This is a genomic window from Saccharospirillum mangrovi (genome assembly GCF_003367315.1).
Lineage (GTDB): Bacteria > Pseudomonadota > Gammaproteobacteria > Pseudomonadales > Natronospirillaceae > Saccharospirillum > Saccharospirillum mangrovi.
In genome coordinates this window covers 244,749-268,816 of record NZ_CP031415.1, presented here as the reverse complement: position 1 = coordinate 268,816, position 24,068 = coordinate 244,749, and the positions used below count along the sequence as shown (strand labels likewise).

General features: G+C 57.5%; 28 protein-coding genes. 4 read left to right on the top strand and 24 right to left on the bottom strand.

Going from position 1 to position 24,068, the window contains the following annotated elements:
• The first annotated feature begins 193 nt into the window (after positions 1-193).
• Positions 194-925: a carboxy-S-adenosyl-L-methionine synthase CmoA gene (cmoA, locus tag DW349_RS01320; protein WP_108125879.1), complete on the top strand. Its 732-nt coding sequence runs from the start codon at positions 194-196 to the stop codon at positions 923-925.
• A complete protein-coding gene (gene cmoB, locus DW349_RS01315) occupies positions 922-1,926 on the top strand; it encodes a tRNA 5-methoxyuridine(34)/uridine 5-oxyacetic acid(34) synthase CmoB (protein WP_108125878.1) in 1,005 nt (334 codons plus the stop codon). The genes cmoA and cmoB overlap by 4 nt, the downstream gene beginning before the upstream one ends.
• A 3-nt stretch (positions 1,927-1,929) precedes the next feature.
• Here the strand turns inward: cmoB and DW349_RS01310 are convergent, their stop codons facing one another.
• From DW349_RS01310 to mnmG, 15 genes are all read right to left on the bottom strand, one after another.
• A complete protein-coding gene (locus DW349_RS01310; protein WP_108125877.1) occupies positions 1,930-2,331 on the bottom strand; it encodes a RidA family protein in 402 nt (133 codons plus the stop codon).
• A 103-nt stretch (positions 2,332-2,434) separates the two neighbouring features.
• A complete protein-coding gene (locus DW349_RS01305; RefSeq protein ID WP_108125876.1) occupies positions 2,435-3,316 on the bottom strand; it encodes a LysR family transcriptional regulator in 882 nt (293 codons plus the stop codon).
• 101 nt (positions 3,317-3,417) lie between these two features.
• Positions 3,418-3,837, bottom strand: coding sequence for a F0F1 ATP synthase subunit epsilon (locus DW349_RS01300; protein WP_108125875.1), 420 nt, complete (start codon positions 3,835-3,837; stop codon positions 3,418-3,420).
• A 17-nt stretch (positions 3,838-3,854) separates the two neighbouring features.
• Positions 3,855-5,261 (bottom strand): F0F1 ATP synthase subunit beta, encoded by a 1,407-nt coding sequence (gene atpD, locus DW349_RS01295; protein ID WP_108125874.1) that lies wholly within the window; start codon positions 5,259-5,261, stop codon positions 3,855-3,857.
• Between the two features lie 24 nt (positions 5,262-5,285).
• The gene (gene atpG / locus DW349_RS01290; protein WP_108125873.1) at positions 5,286-6,152 is read right to left on the bottom strand and encodes a F0F1 ATP synthase subunit gamma; all 867 of its coding nucleotides are present in this window, start codon (positions 6,150-6,152) and stop codon (positions 5,286-5,288) included.
• 43 nt (positions 6,153-6,195) lie between these two features.
• On the bottom strand, positions 6,196-7,740 hold the full coding sequence (atpA, locus tag DW349_RS01285) for a F0F1 ATP synthase subunit alpha (RefSeq protein WP_108125872.1): 1,545 nt from the start codon (positions 7,738-7,740) through the stop codon (positions 6,196-6,198).
• Positions 7,741-7,753: 13 nt separating this feature from the next.
• The gene (locus tag DW349_RS01280; protein WP_108125871.1) at positions 7,754-8,290 is read right to left on the bottom strand and encodes a F0F1 ATP synthase subunit delta; all 537 of its coding nucleotides are present in this window, start codon (positions 8,288-8,290) and stop codon (positions 7,754-7,756) included.
• A gap of 9 nt (positions 8,291-8,299) precedes the next feature.
• On the bottom strand, positions 8,300-8,770 hold the full coding sequence (locus DW349_RS01275; RefSeq protein ID WP_108125870.1) for a F0F1 ATP synthase subunit B: 471 nt from the start codon (positions 8,768-8,770) through the stop codon (positions 8,300-8,302).
• A gap of 52 nt (positions 8,771-8,822) precedes the next feature.
• Positions 8,823-9,062 carry a F0F1 ATP synthase subunit C gene (atpE, locus tag DW349_RS01270; protein ID WP_108125869.1) on the bottom strand — a complete coding sequence of 80 codons (240 nt, stop codon included), beginning with the start codon at positions 9,060-9,062 and terminating at the stop codon, positions 8,823-8,825.
• A 103-nt stretch (positions 9,063-9,165) separates the two neighbouring features.
• Positions 9,166-10,026: a F0F1 ATP synthase subunit A gene (gene atpB, locus DW349_RS01265; protein ID WP_108125868.1), complete on the bottom strand. Its 861-nt coding sequence runs from the start codon at positions 10,024-10,026 to the stop codon at positions 9,166-9,168.
• A 17-nt stretch (positions 10,027-10,043) separates the two neighbouring features.
• Positions 10,044-10,403: an ATP synthase subunit I gene (locus tag DW349_RS01260; protein WP_157954362.1), complete on the bottom strand. Its 360-nt coding sequence runs from the start codon at positions 10,401-10,403 to the stop codon at positions 10,044-10,046.
• Positions 10,404-10,594: 191 nt separating this feature from the next.
• Positions 10,595-11,482 (bottom strand): ParB/RepB/Spo0J family partition protein, encoded by an 888-nt coding sequence (locus tag DW349_RS01255; protein WP_108125900.1) that lies wholly within the window; start codon positions 11,480-11,482, stop codon positions 10,595-10,597.
• 8 nt (positions 11,483-11,490) lie between these two features.
• Positions 11,491-12,291: a ParA family protein gene (locus DW349_RS01250; RefSeq protein WP_108125866.1), complete on the bottom strand. Its 801-nt coding sequence runs from the start codon at positions 12,289-12,291 to the stop codon at positions 11,491-11,493.
• A 10-nt stretch (positions 12,292-12,301) separates the two neighbouring features.
• Positions 12,302-12,937 (bottom strand): 16S rRNA (guanine(527)-N(7))-methyltransferase RsmG, encoded by a 636-nt coding sequence (gene rsmG, locus DW349_RS01245; RefSeq protein ID WP_108125865.1) that lies wholly within the window; start codon positions 12,935-12,937, stop codon positions 12,302-12,304.
• Positions 12,934-14,832 (bottom strand): tRNA uridine-5-carboxymethylaminomethyl(34) synthesis enzyme MnmG, encoded by a 1,899-nt coding sequence (gene mnmG / locus DW349_RS01240; protein ID WP_108125864.1) that lies wholly within the window; start codon positions 14,830-14,832, stop codon positions 12,934-12,936. The genes rsmG and mnmG overlap by 4 nt, the downstream gene beginning before the upstream one ends.
• A gap of 175 nt (positions 14,833-15,007) precedes the next feature.
• On the opposite strand from mnmG, the gene DW349_RS01235 reads away from it, so the two are divergent.
• Positions 15,008-16,375: a hypothetical protein gene (locus DW349_RS01235; protein ID WP_108125863.1), complete on the top strand. Its 1,368-nt coding sequence runs from the start codon at positions 15,008-15,010 to the stop codon at positions 16,373-16,375.
• A gap of 76 nt (positions 16,376-16,451) precedes the next feature.
• Positions 16,452-16,946, top strand: a complete 495-nt coding sequence (locus DW349_RS01230) for a C40 family peptidase (RefSeq protein WP_108125862.1) — start codon at positions 16,452-16,454, stop codon at positions 16,944-16,946.
• 7 nt (positions 16,947-16,953) lie between these two features.
• Here DW349_RS01230 and DW349_RS01225 read toward each other — a convergent pair whose 3' ends face one another.
• The 9 genes from DW349_RS01225 to serA form a co-directional block, all read right to left on the bottom strand.
• Positions 16,954-17,502, bottom strand: a complete 549-nt coding sequence (locus DW349_RS01225) for an SRPBCC family protein (protein ID WP_108125861.1) — start codon at positions 17,500-17,502, stop codon at positions 16,954-16,956.
• On the bottom strand, positions 17,499-17,846 hold the full coding sequence (locus DW349_RS01220) for an ArsR/SmtB family transcription factor (protein WP_108125860.1): 348 nt from the start codon (positions 17,844-17,846) through the stop codon (positions 17,499-17,501). Before DW349_RS01220 ends, DW349_RS01225 begins: the two co-directional genes overlap by 4 nt.
• Before the next feature lie 27 nt (positions 17,847-17,873).
• Positions 17,874-18,239, bottom strand: a complete 366-nt coding sequence (locus DW349_RS01215; protein WP_108125859.1) for a DoxX family protein — start codon at positions 18,237-18,239, stop codon at positions 17,874-17,876.
• Between the two features lie 156 nt (positions 18,240-18,395).
• Positions 18,396-19,406, bottom strand: coding sequence for an amino acid ABC transporter substrate-binding protein (locus DW349_RS01210; protein WP_108125858.1), 1,011 nt, complete (start codon positions 19,404-19,406; stop codon positions 18,396-18,398).
• The gene (locus tag DW349_RS01205) at positions 19,403-20,233 is read right to left on the bottom strand and encodes an LEA/WHy family protein (RefSeq protein WP_108125857.1); all 831 of its coding nucleotides are present in this window, start codon (positions 20,231-20,233) and stop codon (positions 19,403-19,405) included. Before DW349_RS01205 ends, DW349_RS01210 begins: the two co-directional genes overlap by 4 nt.
• Positions 20,234-20,286: 53 nt before the next feature.
• Entirely contained in the window at positions 20,287-20,955 is a 669-nt protein-coding gene (locus DW349_RS01200) for a fumarylacetoacetate hydrolase family protein (RefSeq protein ID WP_108125856.1), read from the bottom strand.
• Position 20,956: 1 nt separating this feature from the next.
• Positions 20,957-22,186 carry a sugar ABC transporter substrate-binding protein gene (locus DW349_RS01195; RefSeq protein ID WP_157954361.1) on the bottom strand — a complete coding sequence of 410 codons (1,230 nt, stop codon included), beginning with the start codon at positions 22,184-22,186 and terminating at the stop codon, positions 20,957-20,959.
• Complete coding sequence (locus DW349_RS17285; RefSeq protein ID WP_157954360.1) at positions 22,183-22,677, bottom strand: hypothetical protein; 495 nt, start codon at positions 22,675-22,677, stop codon at positions 22,183-22,185. Before DW349_RS17285 ends, DW349_RS01195 begins: the two co-directional genes overlap by 4 nt.
• A 63-nt stretch (positions 22,678-22,740) precedes the next feature.
• Positions 22,741-23,970: a phosphoglycerate dehydrogenase gene (serA, locus tag DW349_RS01190; protein WP_108125854.1), complete on the bottom strand. Its 1,230-nt coding sequence runs from the start codon at positions 23,968-23,970 to the stop codon at positions 22,741-22,743.
• Positions 23,971-24,068: the final 98 nt, after the last annotated feature.

The window sequence follows — 24,068 nt, the reverse complement described above, 5'->3', positions numbered from 1 at the left end:
GCAAAGACACCGACCTACATGGAACACCTGTGACATTGGACAATGGAGTTGTCGGTTCGCACCGAACCGAGGCGGGCAATTATAACGATCAGCGGCCATTTTTCGACCACAGACTGAGTGCTCGACGCTCCAGACACGCAGGCAACGACAAGACAGGTTAAACTAAGCCACCCAATCGATACCCGCTTAAACCATGCCGCACGACAAAGACACCCTTTACGCCACCGACCACGGCCAGGTCGCCGACTTCCGTTTTGATGAACAGGTGGCGCGCGTATTCCCTGACATGATCAAGCGGTCGGTGCCTGGCTACAGCCACATCGTCGCCATGATTGGCGTACTGGCCGAACAGTACGCCCAGCCCGACAGCCAACTGTACGATCTCGGCTCATCGCTGGGCGCCGCCAGTCTGGCAATGCGCCACCGCGTTCATGCACCCGGCGCGCGCATCATCGCCGTCGACAACAGCCAGGCAATGCTCGACCGCAGCCGCGATTTTCTCGACAGCGAAGATTTACCCACGCCCGTACAAACACTGTGCGCGGACATCACCGACTTAACCTTGGAACGCGCTTCGTTTGTGGTGCTGAATTTCACCTTGCAATTCATTCCACTCGAACAACGCCAGGCAACCTTGCAACGTATCTACGACGGCATGTTACCCGGCGGCGCATTGGTGCTGTCGGAAAAACTTCGCTTTGAAAACCCGGTGCAAGAGCAATTGCTCAGCCAGCATCATCACGACTTCAAACGCGCCAACGGTTATAGCGATCTGGAGATCAGTCAGAAACGTCAGGCTATTGAACGGGTGCTGTTACCCGAAAGCGCTGACGATCATTTAAACCGATTGCGCAACGTTGGTTTTCAAGTCGCCACACTCTGGTACCAGAGCTTTAATTTCGCGTCGTTCCTGGCCATCAAATGATCGATTACCGACCCTTTATTGACTGTCTCGGCGACACCGCGCTCAGTCATTGGCAAGCACCACTGGCAGAACAATTAGCGCAATTATTTGCGCAATTAAACGACGGTAATTTGCCACGGTTTTTAAAACAGTTAGATGTTTTACCAAACCTCAGCGACGTTAAAATTGATCTCGATACCGTCGCACTGAGCAGCGGTAAACCGCTTAGTTCCGAACAAAAAAACCAACTGGAAAATGCGTTACGCGGATTAATCCCCTGGCGCAAAGGTCCGTTTCGTTTTTTTGATATCAACATCGATGCCGAATGGCGTTGCGACTGGAAATGGACGCGCGTTGCGCCGCATCTCAGCGACTTAAAAAACCGCACCATTTTAGACGTCGGCAGTGGCAACGGCTACTACGGCTGGCGCATGAAAGCGGCCGGCGCGCGCTTAGTGGCGGGCATTGATCCATCCTGGTTGTCGGTGGTGCAACACCTGGCGTTCAACCACTACGTTGGCGACACCAGCCACGTTGTACTGCCGCTCACACTGGAACAATTAACACCAGAAATAAACGCGTTCGATACCGTGTTTTCCATGGGCGTTTTGTACCATCGACGTTCGCCACTGGATCATTTAAATGAACTGCGCGGCGCGTTACGACCGGGTGGCGAATTGGTGTTGGAAACGCTGGTAATTGAAGGCGGCGAACGCGAAGCGTTGGTGCCACCGGGTCGTTATGCGCGTATGAATAACGTCTGGTTTTTACCGTCACCACAGGCATTGGCGTTGTGGTTGGAAAAGGTGGGTTTTATCGATGTTCGAATTGTCGATGTCACTTACACCAGCACCGAAGAACAACGAAATACCGACTGGAAACCGGGGCAATCTTTAACGGATTACCTGGACCCGGATCATCCGAATAAAACCATCGAAGGTTTACCGGCACCACTGCGCGCAACGTTGATCGCCCGCAAACCGGACGATCAACAGCGGCTACGACGCTATCAGTTGGATTAACCCTCAGCGCATCACTTTGGCAACGGCTTCGATTTCAATTAACAGATCAGGCTCGGCCAAAGAAGCCACACCGACACCGGTCAAGGCAGGCCGGTGATTGCCAAAATATTTGGGCAACAAGGGCGCGACAGCCGGTAAGTGATCGGCCACTTCGCCACGCACATAGATGCGCAATTGCAATACAGCCGAGGTACCGGAACCGGCCGCTTGCAGAGCAATCATCAGGTTAGCGAATGCCGCTTCGGCCTGGTCGACTATGCCATCGTGCTGGCGTCGACTGTCGCTGTCCCAATCGACCTGACCAGAGACAAACACCAGTCCGCTGTCTGTATCGACCGTCGCTTGCGACAGTCCAACCGCTGCGCCGTCGTAGAGTTGTTCCGGGTTGATGGTCACTATTGGCATGGGTACTTCCTCCGTCTGTTTGATGTGCGCGCATGCTATAAATCGCGCTCAGACTGAGCCATCAAGCCGGCCTTGTATCTGATACAAGCGGTTTGGTGCAGCGTTAAAACCGGTTTTGTAACCAGCTCAAAACCTGCACCAACAATGGATCGGAGGCAGCGCCAGGGTGGTACGCCGCCACCACTTCGTATCCGGGCGGTTGGGTTTCCAATGGCAAGCAATAAACACCTGCCAATAACGGCAAACGCGCCGGTAAAAACGCGACCATTGGCGACATTTGCAACGCCCGTTGTGCCATGTAAAACGACGGCACACTTAACACCACTCGACGCTCAATGCCGCGCCGTTCAAACCAATCCTGTGCCGAGCCTTTGAAATCGGCCGTGCCCGGCGACGTCACGACAAAATCAAAACCAGCCAATTCCGACAACGCCAACGCCTGATCTTGCGGAATAGAAAGGTGCGCAGAACACAGCCGATATTCTTCGGTGAACAAGGCAATCGACGTCAGCCCGTTGGGCACATAGCCAGACGTGGTTAACGCCAGATCAATGTCGCCCTGCTGCATGCGTCGTGTCAGTGCCTGACTTTCAATATTGATGATTTTCAGTCGGACTCCGGGCGCCCAGTCGCGCAGCGCCGTCGCCAGCGGCAAGGCCACCAGATGCTGGGTGTAATCGGTCGCCGATATCACCAGCGTGCGCTCGAGCGTGCGCAGGTCCTGTTGCCCCGGCAAAGGTATCGCCTGTACCGCCGTTAATATCTGTTGCACCTGGGTTTGCAAAGACCGGGCATACAAGGTCGGCGCTATACCCTGACCGGAACGAACAAATAAATCATCGCCCAACAAACTGCGCAAACGATTCAGTTGCGCACTGACCGCTTGCTGAGTCACACCCAAGGCTTCAGCCGCCGCGGAAATCGATCCGGTTTGCAGCAAAACAGACAGGGTGCGCAGTTGTTTGAGTTCCAATTTTTCGATCATGGCCGTCCACTATTCAGGGTGACTCTGTTGTTAACCTAAACGTATTTTGAGCAAAAAAAAGCGACCCGAAGGTCGCTTTTTTATTCCGCATCACAATCGCATCATTTCTTACGTTTGAATTCCCGCAAGGTACGCAACTGAGCCGCAGCACGCGCCAGGTCGGCAGCGACCTGAGCGAATTCCGCTTCGGCCATCTTGTCGGCGATGGCTTGTTCGGCGTCCTGCTTGGCTTTTTCTGCAGCGGCTTCGTCGATGTCGTTCGCACGCAAGGCGGTGTCTGCAAGAATGGTGACCACTTCCGGCTGGACTTCCAGGAAGCCACCGGAGACGTAGTACACTTCTTCTTTACCGTTTTGCAGCGTCAGCTTGACCGGCGCCGGATTCAGACGAGTCAGCAAGGGCGCGTGCTTGGGTTTGATACCCAGCTCGCCTTGCTCGCCTTCACAGACGATGGTCTCGACCAGTCCTTCGAAGATCTTCTCTTCGGCACTGACGATATCGCAATGAACTGTCATGGCCATAGCTACCTCCGCCCTGATTAGCCTTTGCTACGGGCGTTGTGTGCTTCCAGAACTTCGTCGATAGAACCCTTCATGTAGAAGTCCTGCTCGGCGATCTCGTCGTATTCACCGTCCAGGATGCCCTGGAAACCACGGATGGTTTCTTTCAGTGAAACGTATTTGCCCGGAGCGCCGGTGAAGACTTCCGCCACGTGGAACGGCTGGGACAGGAAGCGTTCGATCTTACGAGCGCGCGCTACGGTCAGTTTGTCTTCGTCTGACAGTTCGTCCATGCCGAGAATGGCGATGATGTCTTTCAGTTCCTTGTACTTCTGCAACACGCCCTGAACGCCACGCGCGCAGTTGTAGTGCTCGTTACCAACCACCAGCGGGTCGAGCTGACGGGAAGTGGAAGCCAACGGATCCACCGCCGGGTAGATACCCAGAGCAGCGATGTCACGGCTCAACATCACGGTCGCATCCAAGTGAGCGAAGGTGGTGGCCGGAGACGGGTCAGTCGGGTCATCCGCCGGTACGTACACCGCCTGAACGGAGGTGATGGAACCGGTTTTGGTGGACGTAATACGTTCCTGCAGAACGCCCATTTCTTCCGCCAGCGTCGGCTGGTAACCCACCGCAGACGGCATACGGCCGAGCAGTGCCGATACTTCGGTACCGGCCAGGGTGTAACGGTAGATGTTGTCGACGAACAACAGAACGTCACGACCTTCGTCACGGAACTGTTCAGCCATGGTCAGACCGGTCAGCGCTACACGCAGACGGTTACCGGGCGGCTCGTTCATCTGGCCGTAAACCATGGCTACTTTTGATTCCGCCAGATTGTCCAGTTTGATAACGCCGGCATCACTCATTTCGTGATAGAAGTCGTTACCTTCACGAGTCCGCTCACCGACACCGGCGAAAACCGACAAGCCGGAGTGTTCGATGGCGATGTTGTTGATCAGCTCGAGCATGTTGACCGTTTTACCCACACCGGCGCCGCCGAACAGACCGACTTTACCGCCTTTGGCGAACGGGCAGATCAGGTCGATTACCTTGATGCCGGTTTCCAGCAGCTCGGTGTTCTGCGATTGCTCAGCGTAGCTCGGGGCGTCGCGGTGAATGGTGGCAAACTCTTGCGAGCCAATGTCACCACGCTCATCGATCGGCTCGCCGAGAACGTTCAGGATGCGACCGAGGGTCGCCTTGCCAACCGGCACGCTGATGGCGTCGCCAGTGTTCAGTACTTCCAAGCCACGCTTCACACCTTCGGTGCTTCCCATGGCAATGGCCCGAACGATGCCGTCGCCCAGCTGTTGCTGAACTTCGAGCGTCAGACCGACTTCATTTACTTTCAGAGCGTCATAGACCTTGGGGACGCTGTCGCGCGGGAATTCCACGTCGACAACGGCGCCGATGATCTGGGTGATACGTCCGCTACTCATCTTCTGTATCCTCTCAAAACCGTGTTATTGCACCGCGGAAGCGCCGCCGACGATTTCAGCGATTTCCTGAGTAATCGCTGCCTGGCGTGCCTTGTTGTATTCCATATTGAGACTTTCGATCAGTTCCTCAGCATTTTCACTGGCGCTTTTCATTGCCATCATGCGTGCGGCCTGTTCACAAGCGAAGTTCTCCACCACGCCCTGATAGACCACGGATTCGATATAACGAACCAACAAATGGTCGAGCAGGACTTCGGCGTCTGGCTCGTATAAATAGTCCCAACTGTGGCGACGCGAACTGCTGTCGTCTGCCGCTTCCAGGGGCAAAAGCTGTTCAAGGACCGGCTTCTGAACCATGGTGTTCACGAATTCGTTAAACACCAGGAACAGACGATCGATCTTGCCTGCGTTGTAGTCGTCCAGCATGACTTTGACGCCACCGATGAGATCACTCACGGCCGGTTTGTCGCCAAGATGCGCCATGGAAGCAACAACCTCGAAACCGCGACCTTTGAAAAAGCCGGTTCCTTTGCTGCCAATAGCACAGATTTGCACCGTTGCGCCTTTGTCTTTCCAGGCACTGGCGTCCTGAGCCACCCGTTTGAACAGGTTGGCGTTCAAGCCACCACACATGCCTCGGTCTGTGGAGACCACAATGTAACCCACGCGTTTGACGTCACGTTCTTTCATAAAGGCGTGACGGTATTCCGGGTTGGCGTTGGCCAAATGGCCGATCACCGCCCGGATTTTGTCCGCATAGGGCTTACTGGCATCCATCCGATCCTGGGCTTTACGCTTCTTACTCGCCGCAACCATTTCCATGGCCGAGGTGATTTTCTGCGTGTTCTTAAAGCCCGCTATCTTTGTCCGTATCTCTTTTCCGGCTGCCATAGCATTGCCTCAGTTCAGTCGACCGCCAGAGGCGGCCGGTGAATTACCAGGTCTGGGTCGCCTTGAATTTCTCCAGGGCGTCCTTCAGCGACTGGGCAATCTCATCGTTATAGTTGCCCGACTCGTTGATCTGCTTCATCAGATCCGCGTGTTCGCTGTTCATGTAGGCATGCAGGGCCGACTCGAAGCGTCCGACTTCGCTGACTTCCAGCGACTTCAGGTGACCTTCGTTGGCGGCGTAGACGGAAACGGCCATTTCAGCGACCGTCAGCGGCGCGTACTGACCTTGTTTCATCAACTCGGTTACACGCACACCGTGGTCCAACTGGGCCTTGGTGGCTTCGTCCAAGTCAGACGCAAACTGGGAGAACGCCGCCAGTTCACGGTACTGAGCCAGAGCGGTACGAATACCACCGGCCAGTTTCTTGATGATCTTGGTCTGAGCTGCACCACCCACACGGGAGACCGAAATACCGGCGTTCATCGCCGGGCGAATGCCGGAGTTGAACAGGTCGGTTTCCAGGAAGATCTGACCGTCGGTAATGGAGATTACGTTGGTCGGTACGAACGCAGAAACGTCGCCACCCTGGGTTTCGATGATCGGCAGCGCGGTCAGAGAACCGGTTTGGCCTTTCACTTTACCGTCGGTGAATTTCTCAACGTAGTCGGCGTTAACGCGAGCAGCGCGTTCCAGCAAACGGGAGTGCAAATAGAAGACGTCACCCGGGAAAGCTTCACGGCCCGGCGGACGACGCAGCAGCAGGGAAATCTGGCGGTACGCCACGGCCTGCTTGGACAGATCATCGTAAATGATCAGCGCGTCTTCACCGCGATCGCGGAAGTATTCGCCCATGGTGCAGCCGGCGTAAGGCGCCAGGAACTGCATGGACGCTGGCTCAGAAGCGGTCGCAGCAACGATGGTGGTGTAACCCATAGCGCCGTGCTCTTCCAGCTTGCGCACCACGTTGGCAACAGTCGATTGCTTCTGACCGATGGCAACGTAGACACATTTAATGCCGGAGTTTTTCTGAGCGATGATGGCGTCAACCGCCAGCGCAGTCTTACCGGTCTGACGGTCACCGATGATCAGCTCACGCTGACCACGGCCGATCGGCACCATGGCATCGACGGCTTTGTAACCGGTCTGCACCGGCTCATCGACCGATTGACGGGCAATAACGCCCGGCGCCACTTTTTCCAGCGGATCGGTCAGTTCAGTTTTGATCGGGCCTTTGCCATCGATCGGGTTACCCAGGGCGTCAACGACGCGACCGAGCAGTTCCGGACCAATCGGCACTTCCAAAATACGACCGGTGCACTTACAGGTCTGGCCTTCAGCCAGTGTCTTGTAATCGCCCAGTACAATGGCGCCCACGGAGTCTTGCTCCAGGTTCAGGGCCATGCCGTAGAGGCCGCCCTGGAATTCAATCATCTCACCGGACATCACATCGCCCAGGCCATGAATACGCACGATACCGTCAGAAACGCTGACGATAGTGCCTTCATTTTGCGCCTTGGCGGAGGTATCGAGCTTGCTGATACGCTCCTTGATGATGTCGCTGATTTCTGAAGGATTCAGTTGTTGCATTTCATTTCCCTCATTAGGAATTCATTGCGTCAGCGAGTTTCGTCAACTTGCCGCGTACCGAGCCGTCAATGATCAAATCGCCAGACTTGATCACCACACCACCAATCAAAGACTCGTCAATTTCCACGCTCAGGTTTACCTGGCGGCCGAGTTTGGTGGACAACTTATCGGTCAGGGTTTGCTGCTGACTGTCATTCAATGAATAGGCGCTGGTGACTACAACGTCAGCGCTCTTTTCATGCTCGGCTTTCATAGCCTCGAACTGAGTGTGAATTTCACTCAGCAACGACAGACGACGATTTTCGGCCAACACATCAATCAAGCTGCGGGTGCCATCCCCAAGAGTGTCGCCAGCGACATCTTTCAATACTTGCGCTTTGTCGTTAGCCGACAAAGCCGGGTTGGTCACCAACGCCTGAACGTCGGCCTGCTCACTGATAACAGCCAAGGTAGCCAGTTGCTGTGACCATTCGGCCAGCGCCTGACTTTCCAAGGCAGCGTTGAATGTGGCTTTGGCGTAAGGACGAGCCAGCGTACTTAATTCTGCCATGCTTCCCCCTTACAGCTCCGCTGCCAGCTTATCCAACAACTCGCTGTGTTTTTTGGCGTCGACTTCGGCACCGAGAATTTTCTCAGCACCCACGACGGTCAATTCAGACACACGTTGACGCAATGCTTCGCGCGCCTGATTGATGTCTGTCTCCATCTGAGATTGCGCAGAGGCAACAATGCGTTCGCTTTCTTCGCGCGCCTGAGTTTTGGCGTCTTCCACGATCTGGTTAGCGCGGCGGTTAGCCTGCTCCAGAATGGAAGCCGCTTCGTCTTTGGCATCACGAATCTGCTTGGCAACGTCACCTTTAGCCAATTCAAGATCTTTCTTGGCTTGGTCTGCTGCATCCAAACCTTCCGCAATCTTCTGCTGGCGTTCCTGCATGGCTTTCATGACAGGAGGCCAGACGTATTTGGCACAAAACCAAACAAAGACCGCGAAAGAGATCAGTTGGAGAATCAAGGTCAAGTTAATGTTCACTCCAACACCCCTATCGTCTGATTGATTGCTATGGACGTCTTAAAGACGGCGATCAGCCAGCCGCGCCAGGGGCTACTACGAAGATCAGGAACATCGCGATACCAACACCGATAATCGGGATAGCGTCGATCAAGCCAACCAGCAGGAACATTTTGCCCTGCAGCATCGGAGCCAGTTCCGGTTGACGAGCGGTGCCTTCGAGCAGCTTGCCACCCATAACACCCATGCCGATAGCGGCGCCCAGACCACCCAGACCCATCATCAGTGCGGCTGCAACGTAGATCAGTTCCATGTTTTTCTCCTAAGGTTTCTAAGTTCTAAGTTTATTGAAATTAAAAAGAGCAAAGAGCAGTAACAACGGTGCGAGGCGACCGACGAACGATCGCCTCATAAAATCAATGGTCTTCTTCGTGCGACATACTCAAATAAACGATGGTCAGCACCATGAAGATGAAGGCCTGAAGCACGATCACCAGAATGTGGAAAATCGCCCAGCCCAACTGCAGGAAGCCACCGACCAGAGCGAACAACCAGGTCGCGCTGTACATAGTGGCGATCAGGATGAAGATCATTTCACCGGCGTACATATTGCCGAACAACCGCAAGCCCAGTGAGAACGGCTTGGCCAGCAAATCGACGGTTTCCATGAACAGATTGATCGGGATAAACAGCGCCTGAACAATCTTGTTGTTGAAGCTGAACGGATGCAGCGTCAACTGTTTAACAAAGCCAACCAGACCTTTGACTTTGAGGCTGTAGAAAATCATCAGCAGGAAGACGCTGATCGCCAGACCCAGGGTGACGTTCGGGTCGGTTGACGGCACCACTTTCTGGTACGGCACGCCGGCTTTTTCCAGCAGCCAGGGCAGAACGTCCACGGGGATCAAGTCCATGACGTTCATCAACAGCACCCAGACAAAAACCGTCATCGCCAGCGGCGCAACCAAGGGGTTGCGACCGTGGAAGGCGTCTTTTACCTGGTTGTCGATGAACTCGACCGTCATCTCGACAAAATTCTGCCAGCCGCCAGGCACACCAACGGTGGCCTTGCGTGCAGCCAGGCGGAACAGGCCGAGAAAGAGTGCGCCCAGGAAAATGGACCAGAACAGCGAATCCAGATGGATCGCCCAGAAGCCCATTTCTGCCGCTTCTTCCGCGCCGTGGGCAATGCCCCAGCCATGGTCTGTCTTGCCAAACGTTAAGTTGGTCAAGTGGTGCTGAATGTATTCAGCTTGGGTTGGTTGTTCACCTGCCATTGTCAGAGTCCTAAGTTTTATCGGTTACCGCGAGGGTTAATCAGAAACTGATTGAGGAGAACGCCCAGGACCGTCCAAACAAAAAAAACCACCAACATAATGGCGGTATTGGGCGAGTACTCTCCCACCATGGCCAGTGCGAAGCCCACACTGGCCACAATAAATCGGCTAATGGCCCCTACATACAGGGCTTTGATTGAATCGGTGACATGACGAAGGCCGCGTAACGGAAAGGCCCCTAAACACAATACCAGCTGGGATGCGCAGTAAATGCCTGCACCCCAAGCCACACTCAACGCCACTGTGCTGGAATAGAGACCCGTCAACAATACGACTAAGGCCGAAAACACAACCATCCAGAACAGACCAGCAAACACAGCGGGCGCTTTACTTTTTGTACGGATTCTCCTGATCACGCCGCTCCCGGTCTCAGGACCATCTAGGCACCCACTTACTCTATAGCGGCGCGACATTATAGGGATATAAAACGGCACAATCAACGCGTTGGGCGACCTGCAAAGGCCGCTCAAAAAACGATCAAATAACGGGAATACGGCGGGAATTTCGCTTATTTGACGTGATTCAGAATGCCGTCCAGTTCATCCAGGCTGTTGTACTTGATAACCAGGGAACCTTTACCTTGAGCGCCGTGCTTAATAGCCACAGTGGCACCCAAACGTTGCGATAGCATGTCTTCCAGGTTCTTGATGTTGGCATCCGGACGGGCTTCGTTTGAAGACGCCGCGGCCGGTTTGCGGCCTTCGGCCAATGTCCGCACCAGCGCTTCGGCAGCACGTACCGTCATGCCTTTGGCGACCACCTGACGAGCGGCTTCTACCTGGGTCTCGCCTTGCAGTCCCAACAGAGCACGGGCGTGGCCCATTTCCAGGTCGCCGTGCTCAAGCAAACGCCGCACTTCGGCTTCCAGATTGATCAAGCGCAGCAGGTTGGTGACGGTAACGCGGTTCTTGCCCACCGCATCGGCCACACCGGCCTGGGTCAGCTCGAACTCTTTTTGCAGGCGTTGCAGCGCAAAGGCTTCTTCCATCGGGTTGAGGTTTTCGCGCTGGATGTTTTCGATCAGCGCCATGGCGATGGCGTCTTCATCCGGTACGTCGCGCACCACCGCCGGAATGGTATCCAGACCGGCCATTTGCGAGGCGCGCCAGCGGCGTTCGCCGGCAATCAATTCAAAACTTTGCGGGCCGACCGGACGCACCACCACCGGCTGCATTACACCCTGGGCGCGAATTGAGGCAGCCAGTTCTTCCAGACCTTCCGGAGACATATCCCGACGCGGCTGATACACGCCACGCTGTACCCATTCGATGGGCAATTCACGCAAGCTACCGTCGCGAATTTCCTTAACCGGCTGCTCGGTGAGCGTTTCAACTTCCTCGCGCGTGGTGATCAGCGCGTCCAGGCCGCGTCCCAGGCCTCGTTTTTTCGGTGACATCGTCATGCTTATCCTGTGATTTCGGCCGCTTCGGGCGCTTTCACACCTTCGACCCGACGCACCATTTCACCGGCCAGCGCCAGATAAGCCAGCGCGCCTTTGGAGGTGCGATCGTATTGCAGAACCGGCGTTCCATAGCTGGGCGCTTCGGCCAGACGGACGTTGCGGGGAATCACCGAGGAATAAAGTTTTTCGCCGAAGTGGTTTTTCAGCTGTTCGGAGACATCGTTGGTCAGGCTGTTGCGCGGATCGTACATGGTGCGCAGCAAACCGCCGATGGTCAGGCCCGGGTTAACCACTTTCTGAATCGAGCCGATGGTTTCCATCAGCGCCGCCAGACCTTCCAGTGCGTAGTACTCGCACTGCATTGGAATCAGCACCTGTTCGGCGGCAGCCAGAGCGTTCACCGTCAGCATGTTCAGCGACGGCGGACAGTCGATAAAGATGTATTCGTAATTCTGTTTGACCTCGGCCAGGGCGTACTGCAGACGATGCTCTTTCATCTTCATCGGCATCAGTTCGACTTCGGCGGCGGTCAGATCGCCGTTAGCGGGTAACAGGTCATAGCCGGCGTTGTCGGCGCGGACAATGGCATCGGCACAGGCGCAGCGACTGGTTAAAACGTCGTAGACGCTCAGTTCGATGTCGTTTTTATCGACACCACTGCCCATGGTGGCATTGCCCTGCGGGTCCAGATCGACCACCAGTACCTTGCGCTTCATGGCCACCAGTGAGGCCGGCAAATTAATGGCGGTGGTCGTCTTGCCGACGCCGCCTTTCTGGTTCGTGATGGCGAAAATCTGAGTCAAGATCGCATCCTTATACTTCCCGGATCGACAACTGTACCAGATGTCGAGCGCCGGAGGTGCCCGGCACATTCAGCGAATGAACGGCATCGCATGCCACGCCAGCGGGCAGGGCATCGAGCTCGTCCTGAGGGTAGCGGCCTTTCATCGCCAAAAAATGACCGGCGGGGGCCAGCAGGTGCAGGGATTTTGCCACCATCTCATCGAGCGTGGCAAAGGCCCGTGATGTGATTTGTCCAAACCGGCGTTGCGGCTGCCAGCTTTCCAGACGGTTGTGCACAACGGTGACGTTATCGACGCCCAGGTCCAGCTTAACCTGGGTCAGAAAACGGGTTTTTTTGCCGTTGCTGTCGAGCAGAGCAATGGACTGATCCGGCCGCACCAGCGCCAGAATCATACCCGGCAAACCGGGGCCAGTGCCGACATCGAGCAGATCGCTGTCGTTGATAAACGGCACGATGGCGAGCGAATCAATTAAGTGGCGATGAATCATCTGCGCCGGATCGCGCACCGAGGTGAGGTTGTAGGCGCGGTTCCACTTCACTAACAAAGCGTGGTACGCCAACAGCCGATCCGCGACGGCGGCATCAATATCCAGCGCGAGCGCGTCTATGCCGGCTTCCAGCTCGGCGCGCCAGGCGTCGCTCATGCGCTGTCTTTAACGGCATCGCGGCCGAGTGAACGTTTCTTTAAATGAATCAGCAATACCGATACCGCCGCCGGTGTGACGCCTGAAATACGCGCCGCCTGTGCCAGCGTTTCCGGCCGGCTGAGTTCCAGCTTCTGCTTCACTTCGTTCGACAAACCACCAACGGCGGCGTAATCGAAATCGTCCGGCAGCGACATATTTTCGTGGCGGCGCAGGGTTTCGATCTCGTCCTGCTGGCGCTGAATGTAGCCTTCGTATTTGGCACTGATTTCGACTTGCTGGCGGATGGCGTCGCTGAGGTCAGTGTCGCTCGGCGCCAGCGCTTCAATGTCGGCGTAACTCAATTGCGGCCGCTTGAGCAGATCGCGCAGCGTGGTTTCACGCGACAGCGGTTGCTCCAGCTGATCAGCCAGCGCCCGGGCTTGATCGGAACCCGGCTGAATCCAGGTACTTTTTAAGCGTTCATTTTCAACCGCAATGGCCTCTTGCTTGGTGGAAAACGCCGCCCAGCGTTCGTCATCGACCAGGCCCAGTTTGCGACCCGCTTCGGTCAAGCGCGTATCGGCGTTGTCTTCACGCAGTAACAAACGATATTCGGCGCGGCTGGTGAACATGCGATACGGCTCTTGCGTGCCGAGCGTGATCAGATCGTCAACCAGCACACCCAAATAGGCTTCGTCGCGACGCGGATACCAGCCTTCTTCACCCAGCGCTCGCCGCGCTGCGTTCAGACCGGCCAACAAACCTTGCGCACCGGCTTCTTCATAACCGGTTGTGCCGTTGATCTGGCCGGCAAAAAACAGGTTGGTGATGTAGCGCGTTTCCAGCGTGTGGCGCAGATCGCGCGGATCGAAATAGTCGTATTCGATGGCGTAACCGGGGCGGGTGATGTGCGCGTTCTCGAAGCCCTGAATGGTGCGGATAAAGTCGACCTGCACATCAAACGGCAGGCTGGTGGAAATGCCGTTCGGGTAGACTTCGAAAGTGTTCAGGCCCTCGGGTTCGACAAACACCTGATGGCTGGTTTTGTCGGCAAAGCGCGTCACCTTATCTTCAATCGACGGGCAGTAGCGTGGACCGATGCCTTCAATCTCGCCGGCAAACATCGGCGAACGATCCAGGTTGGCGCGAATGATGTCGTGCGTCTGTTCGCTGGTGTGGGCGATCCAGCAATTCACCTGTTCAGGGTGTTCGTCGACCGAGCCTAAATAAGACATCACCGGCAGTGGCGCATCGCCCGGTTGCACGGTCATCTTGGAATAGTCGAGGCTGCGGCCGTCGATGCGCGCTGGCGTGCCGGTCTTCAATCGACCGACGCGCAATGGCAGTTCGCGCAACCGCGCCGACAAAGTATTGCTCGGCGCATCGCCCATACGGCCGCCGGCGTAGTTCTGCATGCCGACGTGAATCTTGCCGCCGAGGAAGGTTCCAGCGGTCAACACCACGGTGTCGGCCATGATGCGAATACCGGTTTGGGTGACCACGCCAGTCACGGCGTCGTTCTCGATGATCAGGTCGTCAGCCGCTTGCTGGAAGATTTCCAGGTTCGGCTGGTTTTCCACGATGTCGCGAATGGCGGCGCGGTACAAAGCGCGGTCGGCCTGAGCGCGGGTCGCGCGCACGGCCGGGCCCTTGCGGCTGTTCAGCACGCGGAATTGAATGCCGGCGCGGTCAGTAGCGCGCGCCATGGCGCCGCCCAGTGCGTCGATTTCTTTGACCAGATGGCTTTTACCAATACCGCCAATGGCCGGGTTGCACGACATCACACCGACGGTCTCGATGTTGTGCGTCAGCAGCAGCGTTTTGGCGCCGGCGCGGGCCGCGGCCAGCGCCGCCTCGGTACCGGCGTGACCGCCGCCGATCACCACCACCTGATAACGCTTGGGAAATTCCACGCTGCACCTCGAAACGTTTGAAAACGGGCCGACCGTTCACTTTTTGACCAGCCCAAAATGGGCGGCGATTATACGAGTTTTACCGCTGCCTTTGAAGATCGCGCGCGGGGGTAAAACTTGCGTCTGTTCGCAAATGTCTATACTAAGGGGCCTCTACCTCCGTTAGGGTGACCGTGTGATTCGCAAGCTTTCTGTCTGCGCCCTGCTTTGGGCCGCAAGTAGCCTCTGTCTGGCACAAAATTTATTACTGGTAACCGACCTGGATGATGACAACCTGGCCAGCCGGCCAGACCTGCGTCTGGTCGCCAGTGAAGCCATTAACCAATTGCGCGGTTATGAAGTCGCTACCGCCAAAACCTCAGAACGCCCCGACAGTCAGGCCAAGATTACCGCCATGGTCGATGCTGCCAAACGCGCCAATCTGACGACGCTGGCAGTGGTTACGCTGTATCCGCACGGCTGGGGTTCGTCGACGCTGACGGTATCGTTCTACGGCGTTTCCAACGGCGAGTTACAAATGCAACGCTCGCTCGATTTCAGCACCCGCGATGTGCAGGCCATTCTGGCGCAGCTGGAATACGAAATGCCGTTAATGCTGAAACGCGAATTCCGCGAACTCGGCACCGTGGTGCGGGTCACTTCCGACCGTCTGTATTTCGATTTGGGCGAAAGCGCTGGTGTGAAAGTCGGTCAGCTGTATCGCGTGTTCCGGCGCGGCGAGCAGATTCGTGACAGCCGTGGCGAGAGTTACGGCTACGTCGATAACCAGAGCGGCATTGTTGAAGTCACCTCAGTCAGCGGCGTTTATTCGGTGGCCGAAATCAAACTGGGCCGTCTGTCGATTCGCAGTAACGACTGGGTGGAGTTGACCGACCCGGAGATCCGCGTTGAAGGCCAGGTGCTGTCGAAGCTCGATAACGAAGTCGCCATCAACCTCGGTCGCTTGTCGGGCATCACGCCGGGCAGCTATTTCGCCATCTATAAAGACATCAAACCGATTGACGGCGACCAGTCGTTCCGCGAAATGGTCGGTCAGATTCGCATCAACGAAGTGAACGACAACGTCGCCCGCGGCGAGATTGCCCGTTCCGACCATTACGACCTCGCCAAAGCGCTGATCGAAGAAGGCGACCGGGTGGAAGAAGTGGCGTATCGCCATCGCAACCAACTGGAAGTCGGCCAGAATCTGTTCGGCATATTGAACGAACTGGACCAGAGCTATTTCGTCGGTTTGCGGCTCGATTCAGGCAGCGACATCGACCTCGGCTACCGCCTGCGCGCCAGCGTGCTGGCACCTTATTACGGCAGTGTCGGAATTGTCTCAGCGCTGAATCACAGCGAAAGTTTCCGCTACGGCCTCGACGGTCTCTACGGCCCGGACGGTCTGGGCACTCAGTTGTTCGTTGAAGCCGACATCCCGACACCGCTCAGCGACCGCGCCCGTTTCTCGCTCGAAGGCGGCTATCTGCTCGGCGGCATTGAAGACGCAGAAGGGCTGAACATCAGCCTGAGCGTCAAGCTGGGCCTGGTCTCACTCTTTTAACGCAGCGTCTGTAAAGGGTTTGGCTCAGTGAAACCACGCGGTTAAGCTGGGCCGGGCCCCTGTCGAGACCATTCCCATGCACACCACTCCTTCGCCCTGGCCGTCACGTCTGGCCTGGCCCGCTTTGTTGCTGAGCCTGGTGCTGGCGGGTTGCGTCAGTTATCAGAGCATGGAAGGCGGATATTCAGACCCGGTGCAGACCGAATTGGTCGCGCGTTTTGAAGAAGTGTATGAACGTTACGAAGGCGTGCCGTATGTCTACGGCGGCAGCACACCGGCGGGTTTCGATTGCTCCGGTTTCATTAAAGCTGCCTACCGCGAAGCGCTGGGTCGCAACGATCTGCCGCGCACCACCGCCCAGATGTTAAACGGCGGCCAGTTCGTCCGGCTCGATCAACTGCGCCCGGGCGACCTCGTTTTCTTCCGCATCGCTGGCAAAGAACAACACGCCGGCATCTACCTCGATAACGACCGTTTTATGCACGCTTCGTCGTCACGCGGCGTCACGGTGTCATCGCTGTCGAACCGTTACTGGATCAACCACTACTCCCAGGCACGACGATTCATGTAACGCGGACTCAACTGTCCTCGTTGCGCATCGCCTCGAACTGGGCGCTGTATTCCTCATGCAAACGCGGCCAACCGTGTGGCATGGCGTCCGAGCCAACAAGGCGACCGAGCGGGTCATCGTCCAGATAACGACCCAACACATCGAAGCAGATATGCCAGCCTGCGGCGCCCATGGCGATGTAATCGCGACCGATGCTGTGCCACAGCGTCAGCAAGGTGCCGCCGTCATCAAGTGCGTCCAGTTGCCAGCGCATATCGTTGTCGCCCCAACTCAACTCCAGCAAGGTCGGCGCTTGGGCGCGTTTGATCTGGGTTTCTGTGACGTGCGGTTCCGGTGTGCCGACGGTTGAAAGCCTGGCGGCGCCGGTCTGCGCCAGGTTGCGATCGGCATCGAACGGCGCCCACTGGCGCAATTGTTCCGGGTCGGTAATCGCCCGCCAGACTTTTTCTGGCGCGTGTTTCAAGCGCCGCTCCACCACCAGCACCCAGTCGTCGCCCTGGGGTTCGATGCGCGCGCCTTGCGCCGGGCCGGCTTGATAATTGTCCGCCTGACTCATGGTTTGTCCTCCGGTGTTGCGTTGTCGGCCGCGTCGAGATCGTCGAGCCGATCCAGGTGTGCCTCGAGCTTGTCGATCTGCGCCGACCAATAACGTCGAAACGGCGCCAGCCAGGCATCCAGTTCCATTAACGGTTCCGGCTTCAACCGATACAGCCGGCGCTGCGCTTCAACGCGCGATTCAACAAAACCCGCCTCGCGCAAAATGCGCAAATGCTTGGACACCGACGGCTGCGACAGCGACAGCGCCTGCTCGATTTCGCCCACCGAACGTTCGGCATCGAGCAACATATCGAGAATGGCACGCCGGTTCGGCTCGGCCACAACACTGAAGGTGGTTTCCATAAGCGTTCGTCTCAGTTTCGGTTAGGTTCAGGCCGCCAGTTTCAGCCGACCGAACAGAATGACCGCCGCCAGCAACGCCATAAACAACACATAGGGCAGCGGCGCTTTATCACCAAAGTACAGATAGAAACCGGCGATCAACAACGAATGCACCAGCATCACCGCCGCGCAAATCAGTGCCACCATCGGCAGGTCTTTGAACACCGCCGGCACAACCAGACCGATGCCAGCCACGATGCCTACCACACCGAGCACCGCCCACAAGCCCTGCGGCAAGTGCTGCATCGCCACCACGGTGGTTTTCAGATCGTTGATTTTGAACAGCTGGAAATAGCCACCGGCCACGGCTAACCACGCCAGCAACCCTTGAACAACCCACAATGCAATCGACATTACTGCCACCTCTTAGCAAGCCATTGAACGGCCGTTCCGGCCGATGAGCGAACCTGGCGTCAATACCAAGTTCCGAGGCGGTTATATAACTACTTGGGAATATTACTGTCAAGGCATGAGACAGAGATGAATCGTCGGTTGTTTGGAAACGGGCAGTCAGCGCAGTGGCGGTGCGTAGAGCAGGCCGCCTTCGCTCCACAGTGCGTTCAGGCCGCGATCAAAACCCAGCGGGGTGTCCGGACCGATGTTGCGCTCAAAAATCTCGCGGTAATTACCGACCTGTTTAACGATCTGATAGGCCCAATCTGCCGACAGCCCCATAGCCCGGCCGGTGTCACCGTTCACGCCCAGCATGCGCTGGATCACCGGCTTGTTAGAGCTGCGCATAGCATCGACGTTGGTTTGATCGACGCCGTATTCCTCGGCATTAACCAGGGCGTAGAGCGTCCATTTGACGATGTTGTACCACTGCATGTCGTCCTGGCGGACGGCCGGCCCGAGCGGTTCTTTGGAAATCACTTCCGGCAGCATCAAGACGCTGTCGCGTTTTTCCAGCCGGGTGCGCAAGGCATAGAGCTGCGATAAATCGGACGACAACACCGCACAACGACCGGCCTGAAACCCTTCCAACGCCAGGTCCGAAGTACCGAACGACACCGGCTGATAATTCAGCCGGTGCTCGCGGAAATAGTCGGCCAGATTCAATTCACTGGTGGTGCCGCCCTGCACACATACGGCTGCGCCGCCTAAATCACTGACGCTCTGAATGCCGGAGGTGCGCTGCACCATAAAACCCTGGCCGTCGTAAAAGGCGATGCCGGCGAAGATCATTCCGAGTGTGGTGTCGCGTGAATGTGTCCAGGTGGTGTTGCGCGACAAGATGTCCACTTCGCCGGACGACAACGCCGAAAAGCGGTCGCCCGGTGTCAGCGGTATGTAGCGCACCTTGTCGGCATCGCCCAGCACAGCGGCGGCGACGGCGCGACAGATATCGACATCCAGCCCGCTCCAACGACCTTGCTGATCGGGATTGGAAAAGCCAGGAATGCCGGTGGAAACGCCACAGTCGAGCTGATCTTTAGAGCGCACTTCGCTCAGCGTTGAGGCGCTGGCGAACGAACTCAATGAAATGGTCAGCCAGATAACACTGCTACGGAAACCGTTCATAACGCCACCTCGCCGTTGAAGCTGGGCAGATCAAGGCCCAGGTCCGGGCTGCGCAGCGGCGCGCTCCAGCTCAGGCCCAGATTGCTCGGCCAACCGCCACCCGTGAGCGCCCGGGCGATTGTCAGACCCAGATCGCCGTAATTGAGCGTCAGTTGCGTGGATTGTTTCTGCTGTGAATCGGCCGCCAGCGACAGCGCATTGAGCCGCACGGCGGAGATGGGCGCAGCACCGTTGCGCAACGCCAGTTGAACCGGGCCGGTGTCGAGGCCGAAGCGATTGGGGTTATCCAGCAGCAAATCCAGTTCCAGTGTCAGCGACGTCAGGCTGGCGTCGCGCACGCGCCAGTCGGCCAGTTGAACCTTGGGCAATTGCGGCACTGGCACAACGAAATCGTGCTGCCATTGCAGTTGGCGCGGACCGAGCACCGGCACATCCACTGTCGGTGCCAGTTGCAGCGTCAGTTCCACTTCACCGGCGTCATAAGCGTTGGACACGCGGCTGACCAAACCGGCCACCGCCACCGACCAATCCAGTTCCACCGTGGTGGATAGGCCAGCCGCCAAACCGGCAATCGGCGGGCTGTCGAGTTGCAGCCAGGGCTCGCCATCGAGCCAGAGTTCAGCTTGCAGCGATTGCACTGGCAGCGAGTAAGCGTTGGGGTTTTGAATGCTGATGCGGCTGCGGCCGTTCAGTTGTTGCCAACTGAGCGACGTCAGTTGGCTGCTCTGATGTTGGAAACTGGGCGCGCGATAGACGTTACCCACGCCGAGGCCGGCGCAACCGGTCAAAACGATCAGGGTTGCAACACTAAGAAGCAAAGTACGCATGAAGGACAACCGACTAAGAGACTTCGGCACCTTTGCCCGCGGTGGCGCGACTGTCAAGAGCCAGGGCTGGCGAGGCGGCAGCGCTGTTGCCAGTCGGTGTTGTCCAGACGTAACAGCAAGTCATCGCCAGTGGACAGCACGCCGACACCGGCCGGTGTGCCGGTCAGAACGACATCGCCCGGTTGCAGGCTGAAATCCACCAGAATCAGTTCCAGCAGTTGGGCAGGTGCGCACAGCATCTGGCTGACCTGGCCGTGCTGGCGCAGGGCGCCGTTCATGTCCAATCGGTACGACCAGTCGGCCACGTTGGCCGGCATTTTCTCAATCGGCAGCCAGGTGCCAATCGGCAAGGCGCCGTCGAAGGCTTTGGCGCGTTCCCAGGGATGGCCGGCCTGTTTGAGTTCGGCCTGCAAGTCGCGGTCAGTCAGATCCAGCGCCAGCGTTACACCGATCACGGCCGACCAGGGATTAACGCTCTGGGCGTTCAGCGGCGCACCAATCAGCAACGCCAGTTCGGTTTCAAAATGCAGGCCCGGTCGCGCCAGTTGCAGCGAATCGCTCAGCTCGCAAAAGGCCGTCGCCGGCTTGTGAAACAGCAGCGGCTGTTTGGGCACCGGGTTGTTCAGTTCACGGGCGTGCTCGGCGTAATTACGACCGATACAAACCGCCTTGCCCACCGGCAAATCCAGCGTTTCGCCTTGCCACCAACGGTGCGTAAACATCTCAGTTATCCTCGGTTTCTTCTTCCGGCAATTCAGGAATCACTGCCAATTGACTCAACTGAGCGGCGGCATTAACCAGCGTCGCTTGAATGGGTTCGTTGCGATACAGAATGGCTTGCAGGGCGTCGTTACCCAGCATCCAGTACAGCCCCATGGCCGGCACCGAGGGCAGCGGCTCGGCCGCTTGCCACACCGGCCAGGCTTGAGCGTGCCAGTCTTCGTCGCTGAGCCAGTCTTCCAGTGCCGCTGGGCGCAATGGCGCGGCGGGCGCGACGGCCGATGTCAGCGCTTCGAAACCGGCGTCGTTGAGCAGGGCGTTTTCAATAAAGCGGCGCGCCAGGGTTCTGTTCGGCGTCGCGCCATTAATAAAGGCGGCGGTGACTTCAGCGAACCCGCGACCCACTTCGCCGTTCAAACCCGGATAGGGCCCAACCACCAAATCGATGCCCGCGTCCTGATACACCGGCAAGTCGCTGGCGGCGGCCAATACGCAGGCGGCGCGTTCGCTGGTGAAGGCGCGGTCGGTTTCTTCGCCATTGATGCGATCTGGCAACAGGCCGCCTTCAATCATTGATTGCATAAACGACAGTGCCGCCACCGCGGCCGGGTGCGTCCAACCAACATTGTTGGTGTCAATCTCGCCAGTTTCAGTACGGCCAAACACGTAGCCGCCCTGAGCAGTCATCAGGCCGTAGTTCAGATACAGATTGGTCGGGTCGAACAGCAGCGGCCGCGCGTTGCGGCGGCGCATTTCGCCTTCGGCCTGCCAGACCGATTGCCAGCTATCAAAGGGTTCATTGACCAGATCGGCGTTGCACGCCTGCACCACGCCTTCGACCGCCAGCGGGTAGCCGTATACCGTCTCTTGATAGGTCAGCACCGACCAGTAGGGTTCGTTCAACGCATTGCGCGCCGCACTCGGCGGCTGAATGGGCGTGAGGATGCCGGCCAGCGCCCAGTCGGTCAGGTTGTCGTGATGGCCGATGTAGATGTCCGGACCATCGTTATCGACTTCGCGCTGCTGGAAAGCACGCCGACCCTGGGCCGGCGCAGCGACTGTGATCTCAATGTCATTGCGCTCGCCATAGGCTTCGGCCAGACGCGTCAGGGCGCGGATGTCGTGGCCGGGGTCAACCCAGACCAACAGCGAACCCTGCTCAAAAGCGTGCGCCGGTGTCTGCACCAGCGCCAACACCAGCAAGGCAGCAATGAAACGGACGATGGCTGTCATGGCAAATCCTGTTCGGTTGAAGGGGGCGGCGTGATGCCCGCCGAGAGCAAACGATGATTCAAAGCCTGGTGCGCCTGGGCTTCGGTGCGGTTCAGCCCGACCAGCAACCAGATTGAACCGGCCGGGCTGGTGCGGGTGCGCACCACCCGCAATTCCTGACTGAGCCAGTCGTACACCAGCGCCTGAGCGCGATCCCGGTCGGCACTGGGCAAGCTGGCGTACCAGTCTTGCATCCATTCCAGCATCAATCGATTTTGCACCGCCTGCCGGCCGCTTTCGATGCGCACCTCGGCGGCTTCATCACTGGGGGGTGAGGATGTCAGACGAGTCAGCGGAAAACCTTCGAGTGGTTCACCACAAATGAAACCCGGCGCCGGGGTGCGGGCACTGTCCGGGTAGGTGCAACTGGTGACTTCGGACTGCCCGCCGCCGCTCATGCAACCGGCCAACGCCAAAGCGCAGCACAACCCACCGACAATTCTGCGCGACAACCGCGACATCCACTCCGCCCTTATGGCCGTTAAAGCGGGCCGATTATGACAGCCCGCTGCCTGTCAGAACAGGATGCGCGTGCGCATGGTGGCTTTCACTTCGCGCACTTTTTCCAGTGCTTTCAGTGAACATTCCTGCGCCACATCAATCACCACGTAACCGACCTTATCGTTGGTCTGCAGATACTGGCCGATGATGTTGATGTCGTTCTCAGAAAAGATGCGGTTGATCTCCGACATCACGCCCGGCACGTTGTGGTGAATGTGCAGAATGCGGTGCGCGTTCGGGTGCGATGGCAACGCCACTTCGGGGAAATTGACCGCCGACAGCGAGGTACCGTTGTCAGAATACAGCGCCAGTTTTTCCGCCACTTCGATGCCGATGTTGTACTGCGCTTCCTGAGTGGAACCGCCAACGTGCGGCGTCAGAATCACATTGTCGAAGTCGCGCAGCGGCGAAATGAATTCGTCGTCGTTGCTGCGCGGTTCGACCGGGAATACATCGACCGCCGCGCCGAGCAGTTTTTTCTCGGCCAGGGCTGCGGCCAGCGCATCAATATCCACCACCGTGCCGCGTGAAGCGTTGATAAACACCGAACCGGGTTTCATGCGGCGGAACTGATTGGCACCCATCATCAGTTTGGTCGAGGCGGTTTCCGGCACGTGCAGCGTCACCACATCGGCCTCGGCCAACAGGGCATTCATCGAGCCAACTTGACGCGCATTACCCAGCGGCAACTTGGTGACCATGTCGTAGAAAATCACTTCCATACCCAGGCCTTCGGCCAGCACACCCAACTGCGTGCCGATGCTGCCGTAACCGACAATGCCCAGTTTCTTGCCACGAATCTCGTAGCTATCGACCGCCGTCTTCTGCCAGCCGCCGCGATGACAAACGGCGTTTTTCTCCGGTACGCCGCGCAACAGCAAAATGGCTTCGGCCAATACCAGCTCGGCCACCGAACGGGTGTTGGAATAAGGCGCGTTGAACACCACCACGCCGTGTTCGCTGGCGGCATTCAAATCGACCTGATTGGTACCGATGCAGAAACAGCCGACGGCCACCAGTTTATCGGCCGCCTCGAACACCGAGCGCGTCATCTGGGTACGCGAACGAATGCCGATAAAGTGCGCGTCGCGCGCTTTCTCAATCAGCTCAGCCTCGGGCAGGGAACCCTTGAGGTATTCGATGTTGGTGTAGCCTGCTTTGTTCAGGGTATCCAGCGCGCTCTGGTGGACCCCTTCCAACAAGAGGATGCGAATCTTGCTCTTATCCAGCGAATTCTTGCTCATGCTCGGCTCTTGATGCGGGTGGTCGGGAAGAATGGCGCGCGGATGATAGCACAGCCAAGGCGCAGCCGAAGCGGTCGATTGTGCAATGCATTGTTGCA

Bases quoted from the DNA above. Each gene is read 5' to 3' on its own strand.
- atpE (WP_108125869.1), bottom strand. From the start codon at position 9,062: ATGGAACTGATCTACGTTGCAGCCGCACTGATGATGGGTCTGGGTGGT.
- atpA (WP_108125872.1), bottom strand. From the start codon at position 7,740: ATGCAACAACTGAATCCTTCAGAAATCAGCGACATCATCAAGGAGCGT.
- DW349_RS01215 (WP_108125859.1), bottom strand. From the start codon at position 18,239: ATGTCGATTGCATTGTGGGTTGTTCAAGGGTTGCTGGCGTGGTTAGCC.
- serA (WP_108125854.1), bottom strand. From the start codon at position 23,970: ATGAGCAAGAATTCGCTGGATAAGAGCAAGATTCGCATCCTCTTGTTG.
- cmoA (WP_108125879.1), top strand. From the start codon at position 194: ATGCCGCACGACAAAGACACCCTTTACGCCACCGACCACGGCCAGGTC.
- atpD (WP_108125874.1), bottom strand. From the start codon at position 5,261: ATGAGTAGCGGACGTATCACCCAGATCATCGGCGCCGTTGTCGACGTG.
- DW349_RS01205 (WP_108125857.1), bottom strand. From the start codon at position 20,233: ATGCGTACTTTGCTTCTTAGTGTTGCAACCCTGATCGTTTTGACCGGT.
- DW349_RS01300 (WP_108125875.1), bottom strand. From the start codon at position 3,837: ATGGCCATGACAGTTCATTGCGATATCGTCAGTGCCGAAGAGAAGATC.
- DW349_RS01220 (WP_108125860.1), bottom strand. From the start codon at position 17,846: ATGGAAACCACCTTCAGTGTTGTGGCCGAGCCGAACCGGCGTGCCATT.
- atpG (WP_108125873.1), bottom strand. From the start codon at position 6,152: ATGGCAGCCGGAAAAGAGATACGGACAAAGATAGCGGGCTTTAAGAAC.
- DW349_RS01305 (WP_108125876.1), bottom strand. From the start codon at position 3,316: ATGATCGAAAAATTGGAACTCAAACAACTGCGCACCCTGTCTGTTTTG.
- DW349_RS01280 (WP_108125871.1), bottom strand. From the start codon at position 8,290: ATGGCAGAATTAAGTACGCTGGCTCGTCCTTACGCCAAAGCCACATTC.
- DW349_RS01195 (WP_157954361.1), bottom strand. From the start codon at position 22,186: ATGACAGCCATCGTCCGTTTCATTGCTGCCTTGCTGGTGTTGGCGCTG.
- DW349_RS01230 (WP_108125862.1), top strand. From the start codon at position 16,452: ATGCACACCACTCCTTCGCCCTGGCCGTCACGTCTGGCCTGGCCCGCT.
- DW349_RS01225 (WP_108125861.1), bottom strand. From the start codon at position 17,502: ATGAGTCAGGCGGACAATTATCAAGCCGGCCCGGCGCAAGGCGCGCGC.
- cmoB (WP_108125878.1), top strand. From the start codon at position 922: ATGATCGATTACCGACCCTTTATTGACTGTCTCGGCGACACCGCGCTC.
- rsmG (WP_108125865.1), bottom strand. From the start codon at position 12,937: ATGAGCGACGCCTGGCGCGCCGAGCTGGAAGCCGGCATAGACGCGCTC.
- atpB (WP_108125868.1), bottom strand. From the start codon at position 10,026: ATGGCAGGTGAACAACCAACCCAAGCTGAATACATTCAGCACCACTTG.
- DW349_RS01200 (WP_108125856.1), bottom strand. From the start codon at position 20,955: ATGTTTACGCACCGTTGGTGGCAAGGCGAAACGCTGGATTTGCCGGTG.
- DW349_RS01255 (WP_108125900.1), bottom strand. From the start codon at position 11,482: ATGTCACCGAAAAAACGAGGCCTGGGACGCGGCCTGGACGCGCTGATC.
- DW349_RS01210 (WP_108125858.1), bottom strand. From the start codon at position 19,406: ATGAACGGTTTCCGTAGCAGTGTTATCTGGCTGACCATTTCATTGAGT.
- DW349_RS01310 (WP_108125877.1), bottom strand. From the start codon at position 2,331: ATGCCAATAGTGACCATCAACCCGGAACAACTCTACGACGGCGCAGCG.